Source organism: Virgibacillus phasianinus (assembly GCF_002216775.1).
Lineage (GTDB): Bacteria > Bacillota > Bacilli > Bacillales > Amphibacillaceae > Virgibacillus_F > Virgibacillus_F phasianinus.
Window position 1 is genome coordinate 903311 of sequence record NZ_CP022315.1, and the last position, 13864, is coordinate 917174.

The following is a 13864-nucleotide window of genomic DNA, read 5'->3' on the forward strand; positions in this document are numbered from 1 at the left end:
TAGTTAATTATTACTAGATTGGAGTATATTTTAAAAAAACAGTTAATAAGTCCTAAGCGAGTAATATCTGAAGTTGTATGAGGTAGTGATTAGTTAATGATGGCGATATATATGGTTTTGGTTTCGATGGCCTATCATTTCATAAAGCGCCTTATGTCTATCCAATTTAACAAACTTATAGCCATTTCCTGTTTCCACCATAAAGTTATCCAGTTTTCTATCTAAGCTTTCAATTTTTGATTCAAATTCGTTCATCCTTGATTTGAAGTTGTTCAGTTTTCCTTCAAATGATTCAAGTTTCTTTTCAAATCCGTCCTGCTCTTTCCTTAAACCTTCTAAGGATCTTAATATAGCATCTAATTTTGCTTCCACCTCGTAAATACCCCCTTAATTTACAATTATAAACCATGAAATTTCAAAATACTAGTTACAAAATTCAATTAATTGGGTTTTCCTTCCATCAGGTTCTCTTTATTAAGATATGATGTTTTTTATAAAAGAGTACAATATGTTCACCAAAAAGTGGGGCTCAAGCGTTCATTATGCTTGGGTCTTTTCTTTTGCAAGTAAACAAATAGATATACCTTTAGAAATTTCTATCTCCTGATAAGGGATGAAACCAAATTGTTTATACAACCTTATTGCTGGAACATTTTTTGAACCGGTGCTAACGGTATAGCGATCTATGATGCTGTATTTATATTTATTCATTATATATTTTAACAAACTATTGGCAGTGCCCATTCGGAAACAATCAGGGTGGACAACAAGTCTGCAAATATCCAGTTCATTACCTGAGACCTGATAAGAAATGAATCCGGCTAGTTTCCCGCTGCGATTATAACCAATAAATGTTTCCTTACTGGCCATAATCGATTCCACTGTATCGTTTAATTGCGGTATTCCATCAAACCCGATCAGCTCAGCTTCTATTTTATAAGCAAGTAGTTGTATGTTTAAAATATCCTGTGCCACAAGTTGATTACAAGCGTTTAACTTTTCACACATAACTACTCTCCCCCCCTTTTTTGCATAAGTCTACCATATAATAACGTTTATTGAACCTTTAGTCAGGGAAAAGCAAAAACAATTACAACCTGAATGTTAGGAGTATTTGGTATGAAAATAAACATAAAAGCATTTGTATTCGACGTCTATGGAACACTGTTTGATGTTCATTCTGTGGTGGCAAAGTGTAACCAGCTTTTCCCCGGTAAAGGTGACCAAATTAGTCGCACTTGGCGTAAAAAGCAGCTTGAATACGCTAATTTGCGGGAAATTATGGGAAATTATGAAACGTTTTTCTCGATCACTAAGGATGCGCTCCGCTATGCAGTTACAAATCATGATGAGGAACTGAATGCTACTTCTGAAGATACATTATTAAAAGCATACTTTCAACTTACGGTTTATGATGAAATCGAGGGTGTACTGCAAAAACTAAAAAACAAACAACTGGCGGTCTTTTCAAATGGATCGCTTGACATGCTTGATCCATTAATTGAGCAATCAAATCTGCAAAATAGGTTCCATCATGTTATTAGTGTTGATGAGGTAAAAACCTTTAAACCCTCCCCCCGTTCCTATGATTATGCTGCAAAAAAATTAGGTGTTAAGCCAGAAGAAGTTTTATTTATGTCTTCGAATGGCTGGGATATTTGCGGTGCTAAGAATTATGGGTTTCACACCGCATGGATCAACCGCCAACATTTGCCGATGGAGGGGCTGAATCTGTATCCTGACAAGGTATACAGCAATTTAACAGGCATTTTGGAATGGAATAATTAACTTTGTTTACTTGAACGAAAAAAAGGTGGCGGTGTTACTAAACACTGCCACCTTTTAAATAGTTTTAACTTAAGCTACTTTTTATTGTCTGCATATACGGCCATTGCATCGCGCATAAATTCGGCTAACCCCGCACCATATTTATCGATATTTTTGGTGAAACGTTCATCATCCACATACATTTGACCAAGTCCCTTGAAGACATCAAGGGAATAATCCCCCATTTTATTTAAATAAACAAACCATTCTTCTATAGCTGCCTGTGCCTCTGCCGATTCAGGTGATTGATTACGCAGCTTTGCCAGCTTATTATAAATCGCATCAAATTCTTTACCAAGCAATTTTTGTTCATCCTTTGACATATTATTGATTCTGGCATTCGACTCATCGATTGCTTTGTCACCCCACCGTTCACGAGCCTCTTGTTCATAAGGGTTATTGCTGAAATCAAAACCGGCAAACTTTTCTTTTTCACTCATAACTAGTTCTCTTTTCGAATCTTGAATAGTTTTATCAATCATCGTGATCATGGCATCCATTCTCTTTCGCTTTTCTAGAAGCATATTTCGCTGCACCTCTAGTGCTTCGTTCCGATTAAAGCCGGGACTTTCCATGATTTCCTTGATTTTTTTCAAAGGGAAGCCAAGTTCTTTAAAAAAAAATATTTGTTGTAAGGTGGATAGATTACGTTGTGAATATAATCGATAACCCGATTCAGTTGTATCCTCAGGAGTTAATAAACCTATTTCATCATAATGATGCAGTGTGCGCACACTAATTCCAACTAAATCAGCAACCTCTTTGACTTTCAAAGTAGTAACCTCCCTTCAATAATTACTATATAGTATCACGTAACGTTAGAGTCAACAGTAATAAAAAAAGTTCAACATGGGTTTGACGGTCGCAGTGTCCATTGCTTATGACGGCAGCTTCTGGGCTGTGTGGCTAGGAAAATTTTTGTTTATACTATCTGATCTTTAAATAAAATATGATTCCCACTCTAGACGAACCACCATATAGTATATGGAGGACGTACACAGAGGAGGGAGATTAAAGTGAATAACAAACGGTCAAATAATAAAGAAAGACAGTTCAACATTTCTGATTTTCTAACTGATTTTTTTGGAGGGCAGCAGGGTTTTCCTCCAGGCAGTGGTGGACAGCCTGGCCCCCCATTCCCTGGAGGCGGGCCATCACCTGGAGGGGGCCAGCCGGTTGGCGCACCAACTTCCCCGCCCCCTTCCTTCACACCCACTCAACCGCAATTTCAAACTTTTGCTGTTGACCCTGGTGCAATCCAGGGGTGTCTTTACCGTTTTACGTATATATGGTTGTATCGGGAATCCTTTTGGTTTTTTCCAGTATTTGTTGGTAGACGCTCCATCTCAGGATTTAGGTGGACCGGTTATCGATGGGTATACTACGGGGTTGATTTAAACAGAGTTCAATCCTTTCAGTGTTATTAAGTAAAGCATAGAGCGTCCGATAGCGACGTATGAACTGTGCCCACGCAGGTGACGGAAGTCGAATAATCGCTGGACGGTGGGGCTAGACAGACTTTTGTTTCTTATCTATAAAATGAGGGAGATGTATATGAATCATCTAACTTTACTGTATTTAGCATGTATTTTGGCAGGGTTTGCGTTGGCTAATATTCCAACATCATCATTTATTACCGCAGGATTGGCTAGCTTTTTCCAAATAATTGGTTCCATAGCCATTATTGTATTTGGCCTGGTCCTGTTATATTTAGGAGTCAGAGCCCTGCTAGGGAAATAGGTAAAAGGAAAGCACAGCCCTGTATGCTGTGCTTTCTTTTTACCTATTGGTTTTTAATTTCATCAACAATGGTTTCCACTTCATTCCGTGAGATTTTTTCCCGGCCGCTTTTTAATGCTTTAAGTGTACGTTTTGCTAACGCCAAAGGAATTCTGCAGAATAGAAGGATGTTTCGCGTTTTGATGTCTTTTATATATTCGTCCGCCAAATTTAAGTTCTGTCGGCTATACACAAATAAATCGTCACGGCTCCAGTCATTCGGAATAAAACTTACGCCACGCTCCTGGTCCTCTTCCTGATTGCGCAGGATATTGACAGTTTGAAGGCCCCTTCCGTACGCAATAGCCAGGTTCCGGTCAGTCTTTGTTCCATCATACCATTCCCATATATCAGAAAGCATAACACCGACTAAACCAGCCACGTAATATGTATAATCATCCAAATCTTCCTTACTTTCTATGCGCCAGTCCTGTTCGACCCATTTGGCCATTCCTGCTGCCATTTCACTTGTTGAATCAGTTATTTTTTTCGTGATTCCATCTGGGCAGAAAGTAATCCAGTCACCAAGTCGTAACGATACTTCGGGAAGCTTATCTTTATACGGAGTAACCAGATCTTGATATGCATGATTGTCAAATTCATTTTTTAAAAGATCACTAGTCGATTGCAGTAAATACTGTTTCGTTTTTGCGTCGAGCGATTCATGGTCTTCTATTTCATCAATTGCCCGCATACACAAATACGCAGAAGCAACTGTCTCTTTTAATGTTGGCTTTAAAAGAGTAATTGGCACGTAAAATGTTCTGCTTGTAAGCTTTAATATGTGCATCGCATCTTTTTGCAATTTTGTTCCATTTCTCAACTTGTTATCCTCCTTCGTAAACTACGAGGTACAGTTAAGTATAACAAATTATGCAATAAATTTACACAAATTATATTTTTGCTGATAAAGCGAGACCAAGTTTCAGCACGCCGCCGAAACTTGGTAAAATTTTTAATATTATTCTTTCGGTTGCGGTTTTATATGTTTTCTATCCCATACAATCCCTTGCTCCAATGCCATCTCTTTGGCTATCCTCGGTGCTAACCACAATGGGGGCAGTAACAGTATCGATACTGGAACCGCTGTGATAACAATCGAATTTTGAATGGAGGCAATGCTGTTCTCACCTATTGTAAGAATCACTACCGTCGTTAGTCCAAAGATAACCGCCCAGAAAACCCGAAGCCATCGCTGTGGATGGTCATTGCCGCTCAATGTTGCCGCGACTGTGTAAGACATAGTATCCGCTGTCGTTGCAACAAATGCGACTGATACTAGAAGAAATGCTACCGCCATAATCACTCCAAATGGAAGCTGATCAGTAATTGCCATCACTGCAGCGGGCATTCCCGCCTCGCTTAAAGCAGTTGAAACAGAGCCTGGATTCTTTGTTTCGAAAAATACACCTGTTCCACCTACAATCGAGAACCAGAAATTACTAACTAAAGGTGCTACGATCGATACAGCAATAATCAAATCTTTAATAGTTCGCCCGCGGGAAATTCGGGATATAAAAATAATCAGCATTGGAGCATAGCCAATAAACCATCCCCAGAAGAAGACGAGCCATGACCCAAGCCATTCCTTATCTCCCCGATATAAACTCATCGTAAAAAAGTGCTGTAAACGGAAACCCGTGCCGCTCACAAATGCATCAATAATAAACAAGGTGGGGCCTACGACAAGCAGAATAACCCCTAAGACAATCGTCATGCCAATATTGATGCGACTTAGCATCAAAATACCTTTGTCCACTCCTGTTGCAGCGGATACTGCAGCAATTCCCACTAAGACGATGACTACAATAATACTGACTGTTACAGTATTTGGAACATCAAACAGATAATTAAGACCATACGATATTTGTAATCCAATGAATCCTAATGGCCCAAGTGTTCCAGCAACAGTAGCGATAATAGAGACAATATCAGCCACGGAACCAAGAATACTCTTTTTATATATTTTCTCACCAAAAATGGGATACAGGATTGCTCTGGGACGCAAAGGATACCCTTTACCATAATGAACATACATGACAACAATCGTAGCAAGGGTTCCCAAAATTGCCCATGCCAAGAATCCCCAGTGCATAAATGATTGAGCGAAGGCTGCCGGGATATTACCTGATCCACCACCGAATAATGGCGGAGTATCCATGTAATGGTACAATGGTCCAGCTGCTGCCCAGAATATACCGCCACTTGCAAGTAATGTACAAAGTATCATAGCGACCCATTTATAATAACTATATTTGGGTTCTGCCTGGTTACCAAGCCGGACCTTTCCGTATTTCGAAAAGGCCAAAAACAAGCCAATGATAAAGTTCCCAAGTAATAACAGCTGCCAATATGCACCAAATAAATCAGCGGATATACCAAATAACTTTGTAATCGCATCATCAACCATCGTACTATTGAAGAACGATAGTACAATAAATAATATTAAAACACCTCCACTTACAAGAAATACTGTAAAGTCCAATTTAACCTTTTTGTTGTCTAGCACGTTTTTCCTCCTAATTGGTTAGGAACAAGTGTCTAAACTATCGCTTTAAGTTTTGTATAGTTATCATAAACTCTGACTAAAAAAGCTTGTCAGCTTGCCCGTTTGATTCACATAAGTTTTTATTATAGTGATGATCATCTATATCGTCAACTTTGATCAGAATGAAAAGTTGTGATTATTTATTAATTGTTATTGGTATGTACCGAATAAAAAAAACTATCCACTCTATTCAATTTAAAGGAGTTGGATAGCTTTTTTATCATGAATTATTTAATGATGTTTTCTGAAACAATATGTTTAGATAATGCTTGTTGCATTGTACTGTAAGTCTTTACTTCCGAAAAGTTAATTCCTAATGTTACCATGGTTTGCGCAACCTCCGGACGAATGCCGGCAAGAACAGCCTTTACCCCGACCAACTCCAATGATTGTATAATCTTAAAGATATAATGTGCTACCATCGTGTCCACAACAGCAACACCTGAGAGATCAATAAATAAATGGGATAATTCCTGTTTGGCGGATTCACGCATCGCTGTATCTAATAAAACATCAGCACGAATTGTATCAATACCACCAATTATTGGTAAAACGGCAAATCCATCAAGGATTGGTACTACAGGGGCTGATAGGGTTAGAAACTTTTCCTGTGCTTCACCCAAAATTTCTTTGTACGATTTAACATAGGCCGTACTGTAAGCATATACGGCTTGGTCCAATAACGGGTCGAATTGTCGGGTTATTTCAAAAACAGCCTCGATTGACAAGTTATTTGTTTTTACGATTTCTTCTACCTTCCGCCACATTATCTGTCGCACACTTGAGATGCTTTTTAGTGATTCGTCTAAATCAACACCATATGCAATCGCTTGTTCTCCGGTCATCCGGCCCCAATTTGTAATTCGATTTAGCACACTTTCATTATCATGTGAAAATGAATCAGCAATAATTTGAACAATGTCCGCACGAATCTCAAGTGCCTGTTCTGAATCATTATCCTGATTATCGGCAAGTTCACGGGCAATATCATACTTCTGTTCATTAAGTTTAGTTCCAACCAACTTTATTTCATTTACAAGCGATTCCCTATTCACCGACATCTCGACGCCACCTTAATGTTTATCTTAATACCAATATTATACTATGACTTGATAACGCCTGTCACTACTGCCAATGGCTGTTAGGTTACAAAAAGTTGATTTTGATTTATACTATAGATTAGATATAGTTTACTATTATCGGAAGGCGGAATTTACATGACAGATCAAAACCATAATAGCGAATTACCTCCAAAAACATGTTCTATTGAAAAGCTTGTTACGGTTCCGCAAGATGTTGAAAAGGTTATAAATGGCCAAAAGACAGCCACTCGCCGAAACGGCAGGTATGCCGATGTTGGAGAAATTATGGAACTCGAAAACCATCAGTTTGTTGTGGAAAAAGTATATGTCCAAACACTTGGGGAAATAACCGATAAAGATGCAAATAAAGAAGGATATCCAAATCTGGAAGCATATAAAAACTCCATTCTTTCTAAACACCCCGGGATGCCGTGGGCAAAAGATATGGAAGTGTGGGTACACGAATTCGGCCCAGTGAAATAATATGATGAAACAAACAAAAAACGGGCAAAGACTTTTAGCAGTCTCACCCGTTTTTTCACATTATCTTTTTTAAGCCTTCTCTAATACTGTCAGCTGTTATTTTTGAATGAGAAGTATGCCAGACTACCTCTTTATTTGATACCAGAAAAATTTGTGGTGATTCATGTTTTACATTTGCCATTGTTTCTATCTGATTTGACACATTCCTGTCCTCAATAACCTTTACCAAAAAACAATCAACATCCGCCTCGGAGCTTTCTATAAAAGTCTGGTATTGGCTAATCGCTCCTGCACTAATTGGACATGTTGTACTATGCTTGAACAGGATGATTGGCTTTTTTGATGAGCCTTGCCACATTTGTTCCAATTCCTCTGTTGTTTGTAGTTCTTTTAATTCAGCCATAATTGTTTCCTCCCTCGTAGAAAAATATTTAAAACTCTTCAACACTTGGGGTGTGTACTTTTTACCATGTAGAACTCTGAGCATTGTTATCAATTGGAAACAGTTGTCTATACCCCAACAACCTCACTCCGCCGCTCCATCTGTACAACGTCCCGCCATACACCATTCATCATACCAATGCGTTCTTGGGTTCCCAATACACGGAATCCATACTTTTTATGTAATGCGATGCTAGCTTTATTTTCTGGAAAAATTCCGGATTTTAATGTCCAAAATCCATTAAGTTCGCTTTCTTCAATGATAGCGTGTAAAAGTTTACTGCCTACACCCCCTCCAGCACGATTGATTCGTAAATAAATGCTTACCTCAGCAACACCAGTATAAGCCTCACGCGAAGAGGTTGGGCTTAACGCAGCCCAACCTATCACCTGATCGTCAACCCGAGCAACTAATCGGCATGATGTAATATGTTCATGATCCCACTTTGCCCACGTAGGTGTCTCCTTTTCAAATGTGGCATTTCCCGTATCTATTCCTTCTTGAAAAATTGCCAGTACTTGTTCTGAGTCTTTGTTTTGCATGCTGTCTATTCTCCTAACAAAATTGGTATTCCAACTGCTCCTGCTATAATTACTAGAATTATAATCCATGATATCGGGTGTGCCCAGTTATTTGTCCAACCAACACCAAACCGTTTTTCCAAAAAAATCGAGGGGTCATTTTTATTAAAATAAAACATACCAAGTTTCCAGTAACGATCGTCATCACGGTCAATTACTTGGCCATTCATACTACTGCTAATTTTCACCCGGCTGCCGCCCTGACCGGTCGTAATCGAGAGAATGATAGCTCCAACGGTTACACCAATTCCAAGTACAAGTGGTGCGGTGACTAGCAGCTGTTGGTTAATTTTAAATATAAAAGAAAGCTGTGTTAACAAAAACATGAGCGTCAAGGCAATTCCAGTAATTATAATATATCCAGACCAACGTCGTCTAAAAATAACATTTCTTCGCATAGACTCTTCCGGGCTTCCTGCGTTTACTTGCTGCTTTGCTTTTCCAATCATCGTATTAATAAAAATAAACAGCAAAGTTAAATATACCTGCATAATAGGCATAACCATTAACGCCCGATATGATTTTTCCGACCAGTTTGTGATATTCCCTTCGAAGTCATACTGCATAGGAATTCTTTCTGGTATTCGATCATAGAATCGAAACGTAATAAACATGGAAGCGAAAGCAATAATAAAGGAAATGATAAACCAGAGATTGGAATAAGTCAGTTTTTGGTCACGAAACTTTGTATCTACAACTACTAGTTGCGATTTTTTCTCTGACCAATTTTCCTTCTTTTTTAATGCCTTCATTTCACGGTGAAACTTTAGGTAGATGAAAAAGCTGCCTATCATAAACAATCCAACTATAATAGAAAAAAGTATGCTCATTGTTTCCTCGTCTTCAAAATATGAACCCGTGACCAGAAATACAATTGCCACAAGTGCACTCACTATTCCAGTTAAAACAACGTATCGATTTCGCATTGACTTCAATTTCGGGCTATGGTAAATTTCTTCCGGTATCGATACGCCAAAGCTTTCTGTTTTCCTCGTCCAATACGGAATAAACATGAGTGAAATAAACACTGGAATCATGATCACTAACAGTAAAATAACCATCGTCACATTCATTACTTTCCACCTTCTCCCTTTTGGAATTCATTGAATAACCCGCTGCAAAGCTCTAAAAATTCTTTTTCACTTACATCCCGACAAACAGATTCTGCTATTAAAGGATGCAAAAGGTGCTTAAGCTGACCAATATATATTTCATCGGCTTCTGGTATTCCATCAGGATTAACAACGACACCTTTTTGTCGATGGATTAAAATAAATCCTTCCTGCTTGAGATGCTGGTACGCTTTATTAACGGTGTGTAAATTAATTCCAATATCTGCTGCCAGTGACCGGACAGATGGCAGCCCCTCCCCTGGTACAATCTCCTGTTTGGCTATTCCAGCTATTATTTGATTTTTTAACTGCGTATAAATTGGCTCTTCTGCTTCTAGATCGAGGTTTATATACACATTAAATCACCTTCTTTGTTATTATATGTCTATCTGTTATATTTAGTGTATAACAGTTATCACAAAAAAGCAAGTGCCTAAAGTTTTAATGATTTGATTTAATTCATAGTTATCTGATAAGATTACTATAATTTAATATACTTTCTTAAAAGATCAGAAAGCATAAATAAAAATATGTCTAGCTCCAGCGCCCAGAAGCTACCGTCATAAGCAATGGACACTACGAACGCTAAATCCGTGCGTTCTACGGCCCCTTGCTTATGCGTCCGCTTCTAAACGGGGCGCTTGCGCTTTCCTTATTAAGAGTGGTGGAGGGAATGGCCCTATGAAGCCCGGCAACCCTTTGAAGAAATTCAGGGAAGGTGCCAATTCCAGCAGAACAATGTTCTGACAGATAAGACGAAGCCGTTTCCTAAACTTCTTCTTAATCGAAGAAGTTTTTTTACTATAGTCATACTGGGGGGGGAGTGCAATGAAGTACGGTTTTTGGTTACCTATTTTTGGTGGATGGCTGCGAAATGTTGACGACGAAAACATGCCTCCAACCTATGAATACGCAAAACAAGTAGTTCAGTCAGCTGAAAAATGGGGATATGATACCACGTTAATAGCTGAATTATATTTGAACGATATAAAAGGAATTGAGCATGACTCCATTGAGGCATGGTCAACTGCTGCGGCATTGGCAGCGGTTACAGATAAGATTGAGATCATGGCTGCGGTGCGACCAGTTTTCCACAACCCTGCAGTAACGGCAAAAATGGCAGCAAATATTGACCATATTTCAAATGGCAGGTTCACATTAAATGTTGTGTCCGGATGGTGGGAAGAAGAGGCGCGTCAATACGATGGCGACTTCACAGAACACGATGAACGGTACCAACGCACAGAGGAATTCTTGGATGTATTAAAAGGAATGTGGGCAGAGAAAGTTTTCAATTACAAAGGTAAGTTTTACGAAGTTACCAATGCTCACTTAGAGCCAAAGCCAGTCCAGCGTCCGAATCCCATTTTATATGCAGGCGGGGAAAGCCAGCGCGGTAAACAGGTGATCGTGGATTCCTGTGATGCTTATGTTATGCACGGTGGAACTGTAGAGGAAATCCAGACTAAAGTGGAAGATATGCGCAAACTCCGTGCAGAATCCGGCAAAGAGCCATTACAATCTTTTGGATTGGCTGCTTACATTATTTGCCGCGACACAGAAGAAGAAGCATTTGAGGAATGGAAGCGAATTACAGATGTAAAAGAAACAACCGGCTACGCAGGATATCAGGATTTTGTTGGCAAATCTGAACTAGCAGCAAGTGAAGCTAAATGATTATTCCGTATCCAACAGAGGATTGCGCCCGAACTTAATAGGTACACCAGAACAAATAGCTGATCGCATCCTTGAATATGAAAATGTTGGTGTAAATTTATTACTTCTCCAGTTTTCGCCTCAATTGGAGGAAATGGGAAATTTCTCAAAAAAAGTAATGCCACTGGTAGAAGAAAGACGAAAAGCGAAGTATTAGTATAGGAGGTCTGTTTTATGACGGAAAAGATATACATTATTCATGAAAACGATGAATGGACAGATCATTTAACCCGCCGGCTGGATCAATTGGAGCTCCCCTATGAAAGATGGCATCTGGATGAAGGTATGGTTAATTTATCAGCTGTTCCACCAGAAGGAGTTTTTTACAGCCGAATGAGTGCATCCTCTCATACACGGGACCACCGATTTGCACCAGAATTAACAGAAGCGGTATTGGCATGGCTTGAGCGCCATGACAGAAAAGTAGTTAACGCAAGCCGCGCACTCCGACTTGAGGTAAGCAAAGTAAACCAGTATATGGCACTGGATAATGCCGGTATTCGCACACCAAAAACTATCGCTGCTATTGGCCGGCAGCAAATCATTCAGGCAGCGTGGGACATTGGCGTAAGTTCCTTTATTACGAAACATAATCGTGCTGGAAAGGGACTTGGGGTACAGCTGTTTCATTCGATAGAAGCATTGCAGGAATATCTCGACGGCCCATCCTTTGATTCTTCCATTGATGGAATCACGTTAATTCAGGAATATATTCAAGCACCGGAACCTTATATAACGCGGTGCGAGTTTGTTGGAGGAAAGTTTGTTTATGCCGTTCGTGTTGATACATCGGAAGGTTTTGAACTCTGCCCAGCCGATACCTGCAAGGTTGATGATTTATTCTGCCCTGTTGGCGATGAGACACCTGAAAAACCAAAGTTTCAAATAATCAATGACTTCCAGGATCCAATTATCGAAAAATATGAGACATTCCTAAGAAATAATGATATTCAAGTAGCAGGAATTGAATTTATTTACGATCAAAACGGTGAAATTTTCACCTATGATATCAATACCAATACAAACTATAATTCTGATGCCGAAGCACAAGCGGATAAATATGGCATGCTGGAATTAGCAAAGTATCTGGGTAATCAATTGAATGTTGTAAATAGTTAATTCGTGGCCCCCTTCTTATCGGTTGTGGGGCTTTTTTCTATTCAAATTGCTATCCTGTGATAAAATTAAACTATACGATTTTTGAACCCCCTTAAGAAAGGTTGATAGATAAATGGTTAATTCAAATACTGTGAAACTAACATCATTATCGTCCAAAGGAGGCTGCGGATGTAAAATTGGCCCCGCTGATTTAGATCAAGTTCTTCGTAAACTGCCATCAGCCAATCCAAATCCGAACGTACTGGTAGGACTTGACACGAGTGATGATGCTGGTGTCTATAAATTAAGCGATGACATCGCAATGGTACAAACCGTAGACTTTTTCACCCCCATTGTCGATGATCCCTACGCGTTTGGTCAAATTGCAGCAACAAATGCCATCAGTGATGTTTACGCGATGGGGGGTAAACCAGTAACTGCACTGAACATTGTAGCATTCCCTATTTCCACTCTGAACAAAAGTATACTTAGTGATATTCTGCGCGGTGCAGGGGATAAACTGAAGGAGGCCGGCATTGCACTAGTCGGCGGTCACTCGATTGATGACCAGGAGCCAAAGTTTGGCCTGGCTGTTACGGGAGTTGTTCACCCGGATAAAGTTCGTACAAATACTGGCGCAAAACCTGGCGATAAACTTATTTTAACTAAACCAATCGGTGTTGGTATTCTAACGACATCTATTAAAAATGGCTTATTGCACAACGATGAAATCGAGCGCGTGACAAACGTGATGACAACATTAAATAAAACTGCATCAGAAGCAATGAGTGAATATGATGTACACGCCTGCACCGATGTTACAGGATTTGGGTTATTAGGCCACGCATCTGAGATGGCTAAAGGCAGTGACGTGGGCTTGTCAATTTATTACGACCAAGTTCCGGTTTTACCACGAGTAAAGGAACTTGCTGAAGCGGGATCCGTCCCCGGTGGAACAAAAAATAATTTTGAGCATCTGGTCGATTCTATAACATTTCCAGAGACAATGGATCAGTACGATCAATGGATTCTGTGTGATGCTGTAACTTCAGGCGGTCTATTAATCTCCCTTTCGGATCAAGACGCAAACCCACTGCTTCAAGACCTGCGGAACAAAGGTGTAGAAGCTCAGATTATAGGTGAGGTAACAGATGGCAATACTGGAAATATTATTGTACACAAAGATTAGTAAAAGG

At 39.5% G+C, this 13864-nt stretch carries 16 protein-coding genes, 1 pseudogene and 1 riboswitch; of the genes and pseudogenes, 7 read left to right on the forward strand and 10 right to left on the reverse strand.

Features of this window, described 5'->3' with window-relative positions; translation table 11 throughout:
• Nucleotides 1–93: 93 nt before the first annotated feature.
• Entirely contained in the window at nt 94–372 is a 279-nt protein-coding gene (locus CFK37_RS04555) for a hypothetical protein (RefSeq protein WP_089060771.1), read from the reverse strand.
• Nucleotides 373–540: 168 nt separating this feature from the next.
• Nucleotides 541–1008: a GNAT family N-acetyltransferase gene (locus tag CFK37_RS04560; protein ID WP_089060772.1), complete on the reverse strand. Its 468-nt coding sequence runs from the start codon at nt 1006–1008 to the stop codon at nt 541–543.
• A 111-nt stretch (nt 1009–1119) separates the two neighbouring features.
• On the opposite strand from CFK37_RS04560, the gene CFK37_RS04565 reads away from it, so the two are divergent.
• On the forward strand, nt 1120–1788 hold the full coding sequence (locus CFK37_RS04565; protein ID WP_089060773.1) for a haloacid dehalogenase type II: 669 nt from the start codon (nt 1120–1122) through the stop codon (nt 1786–1788).
• Between the two features lie 74 nt (nt 1789–1862).
• Here CFK37_RS04565 and CFK37_RS04570 read toward each other — a convergent pair whose 3' ends face one another.
• The gene (locus CFK37_RS04570) at nt 1863–2600 is read right to left on the reverse strand and encodes a MerR family transcriptional regulator (protein WP_089060774.1); all 738 of its coding nucleotides are present in this window, start codon (nt 2598–2600) and stop codon (nt 1863–1865) included.
• A 237-nt stretch (nt 2601–2837) separates the two neighbouring features.
• On the opposite strand from CFK37_RS04570, the gene CFK37_RS04575 reads away from it, so the two are divergent.
• Entirely contained in the window at nt 2838–3254 is a 417-nt protein-coding gene (locus tag CFK37_RS04575) for a hypothetical protein (protein WP_089060775.1), read from the forward strand.
• Nucleotides 3255–3381: 127 nt separating this feature from the next.
• On the forward strand, nt 3382–3567 hold the full coding sequence (locus CFK37_RS04580; RefSeq protein WP_089060776.1) for a hypothetical protein: 186 nt from the start codon (nt 3382–3384) through the stop codon (nt 3565–3567).
• Nucleotides 3568–3610: 43 nt separating this feature from the next.
• Here the strand turns inward: CFK37_RS04580 and CFK37_RS04585 are convergent, their stop codons facing one another.
• The 3 genes from CFK37_RS04585 to CFK37_RS04595 all read right to left on the reverse strand — a co-directional run bounded on the left by CFK37_RS04585 (nt 3611) and on the right by CFK37_RS04595 (nt 7215).
• A complete protein-coding gene (locus CFK37_RS04585) occupies nt 3611–4429 on the reverse strand; it encodes a squalene/phytoene synthase family protein (protein WP_245837316.1) in 819 nt (272 codons plus the stop codon).
• Between the two features lie 138 nt (nt 4430–4567).
• On the reverse strand, nt 4568–6115 hold the full coding sequence (locus tag CFK37_RS04590; RefSeq protein ID WP_089060777.1) for a BCCT family transporter: 1548 nt from the start codon (nt 6113–6115) through the stop codon (nt 4568–4570).
• 266 nt (nt 6116–6381) lie between these two features.
• Nucleotides 6382–7215 (reverse strand): STAS domain-containing protein, encoded by an 834-nt coding sequence (locus CFK37_RS04595; RefSeq protein ID WP_089060778.1) that lies wholly within the window; start codon nt 7213–7215, stop codon nt 6382–6384.
• 156 nt (nt 7216–7371) lie between these two features.
• Between CFK37_RS04595 and CFK37_RS04600 the strand changes: the two genes are divergently transcribed.
• Nucleotides 7372–7719 carry an ASCH domain-containing protein gene (locus CFK37_RS04600; protein WP_089060779.1) on the forward strand — a complete coding sequence of 116 codons (348 nt, stop codon included), beginning with the start codon at nt 7372–7374 and terminating at the stop codon, nt 7717–7719.
• 55 nt (nt 7720–7774) lie between these two features.
• On the opposite strand, the gene ytxJ is transcribed toward CFK37_RS04600, so the two are convergent.
• From ytxJ to CFK37_RS04620, 4 genes are all read right to left on the reverse strand, one after another.
• Nucleotides 7775–8122: a bacillithiol system redox-active protein YtxJ gene (gene ytxJ, locus CFK37_RS04605; RefSeq protein ID WP_089060780.1), complete on the reverse strand. Its 348-nt coding sequence runs from the start codon at nt 8120–8122 to the stop codon at nt 7775–7777.
• Between the two features lie 107 nt (nt 8123–8229).
• Nucleotides 8230–8703 carry a GNAT family N-acetyltransferase gene (locus CFK37_RS04610; protein WP_089060781.1) on the reverse strand — a complete coding sequence of 158 codons (474 nt, stop codon included), beginning with the start codon at nt 8701–8703 and terminating at the stop codon, nt 8230–8232.
• Nucleotides 8704–8708: 5 nt separating this feature from the next.
• Nucleotides 8709–9815 carry a DUF1648 domain-containing protein gene (locus CFK37_RS04615; RefSeq protein ID WP_089060782.1) on the reverse strand — a complete coding sequence of 369 codons (1107 nt, stop codon included), beginning with the start codon at nt 9813–9815 and terminating at the stop codon, nt 8709–8711.
• A complete protein-coding gene (locus tag CFK37_RS04620) occupies nt 9815–10210 on the reverse strand; it encodes a GntR family transcriptional regulator (protein WP_089060783.1) in 396 nt (131 codons plus the stop codon). Before CFK37_RS04620 ends, CFK37_RS04615 begins: the two co-directional genes overlap by 1 nt.
• 293 nt (nt 10211–10503) lie before the next feature.
• Nucleotides 10504–10611, forward strand: a riboswitch (SAM riboswitch).
• A 71-nt stretch (nt 10612–10682) separates the two neighbouring features.
• Between CFK37_RS04620 and CFK37_RS04625 the strand changes: the two are divergent.
• The 3 genes and pseudogenes from CFK37_RS04625 (at nt 10683) to selD (ending at nt 13857) form a co-directional block, all read left to right on the forward strand.
• Nucleotides 10683–11727 (forward strand): annotated as a pseudogene (locus CFK37_RS04625) (LLM class flavin-dependent oxidoreductase).
• 17 nt (nt 11728–11744) lie between these two features.
• A complete protein-coding gene (locus CFK37_RS04630; RefSeq protein WP_089060784.1) occupies nt 11745–12689 on the forward strand; it encodes an ATP-grasp domain-containing protein in 945 nt (314 codons plus the stop codon).
• 112 nt (nt 12690–12801) lie between these two features.
• Nucleotides 12802–13857: a selenide, water dikinase SelD gene (gene selD, locus CFK37_RS04635; RefSeq protein WP_089060785.1), complete on the forward strand. Its 1056-nt coding sequence runs from the start codon at nt 12802–12804 to the stop codon at nt 13855–13857.
• The last annotated feature ends 7 nt before the right edge of the window (nt 13858–13864 follow it).

Excerpts from the sequence above, each read along its gene's own strand:
- CFK37_RS04560 (WP_089060772.1), bottom strand. The coding sequence starts at position 1,008 with ATGTGTGAAAAGTTAAACGCTTGTAATCAACTTGTGGCACAGGATATT.
- CFK37_RS04565 (WP_089060773.1), top strand. The coding sequence starts at position 1,120 with ATGAAAATAAACATAAAAGCATTTGTATTCGACGTCTATGGAACACTG.
- CFK37_RS04580 (WP_089060776.1), top strand. The coding sequence starts at position 3,382 with ATGAATCATCTAACTTTACTGTATTTAGCATGTATTTTGGCAGGGTTT.
- CFK37_RS04595 (WP_089060778.1), bottom strand. The coding sequence starts at position 7,215 with ATGTCGGTGAATAGGGAATCGCTTGTAAATGAAATAAAGTTGGTTGGA.
- CFK37_RS04600 (WP_089060779.1), top strand. The coding sequence starts at position 7,372 with ATGACAGATCAAAACCATAATAGCGAATTACCTCCAAAAACATGTTCT.
- ytxJ (WP_089060780.1), bottom strand. The coding sequence starts at position 8,122 with ATGGCTGAATTAAAAGAACTACAAACAACAGAGGAATTGGAACAAATG.
- CFK37_RS04610 (WP_089060781.1), bottom strand. The coding sequence starts at position 8,703 with ATGCAAAACAAAGACTCAGAACAAGTACTGGCAATTTTTCAAGAAGGA.
- CFK37_RS04615 (WP_089060782.1), bottom strand. The coding sequence starts at position 9,815 with ATGAATGTGACGATGGTTATTTTACTGTTAGTGATCATGATTCCAGTG.
- CFK37_RS04630 (WP_089060784.1), top strand. The coding sequence starts at position 11,745 with ATGACGGAAAAGATATACATTATTCATGAAAACGATGAATGGACAGAT.
- selD (WP_089060785.1), top strand. The coding sequence starts at position 12,802 with ATGGTTAATTCAAATACTGTGAAACTAACATCATTATCGTCCAAAGGA.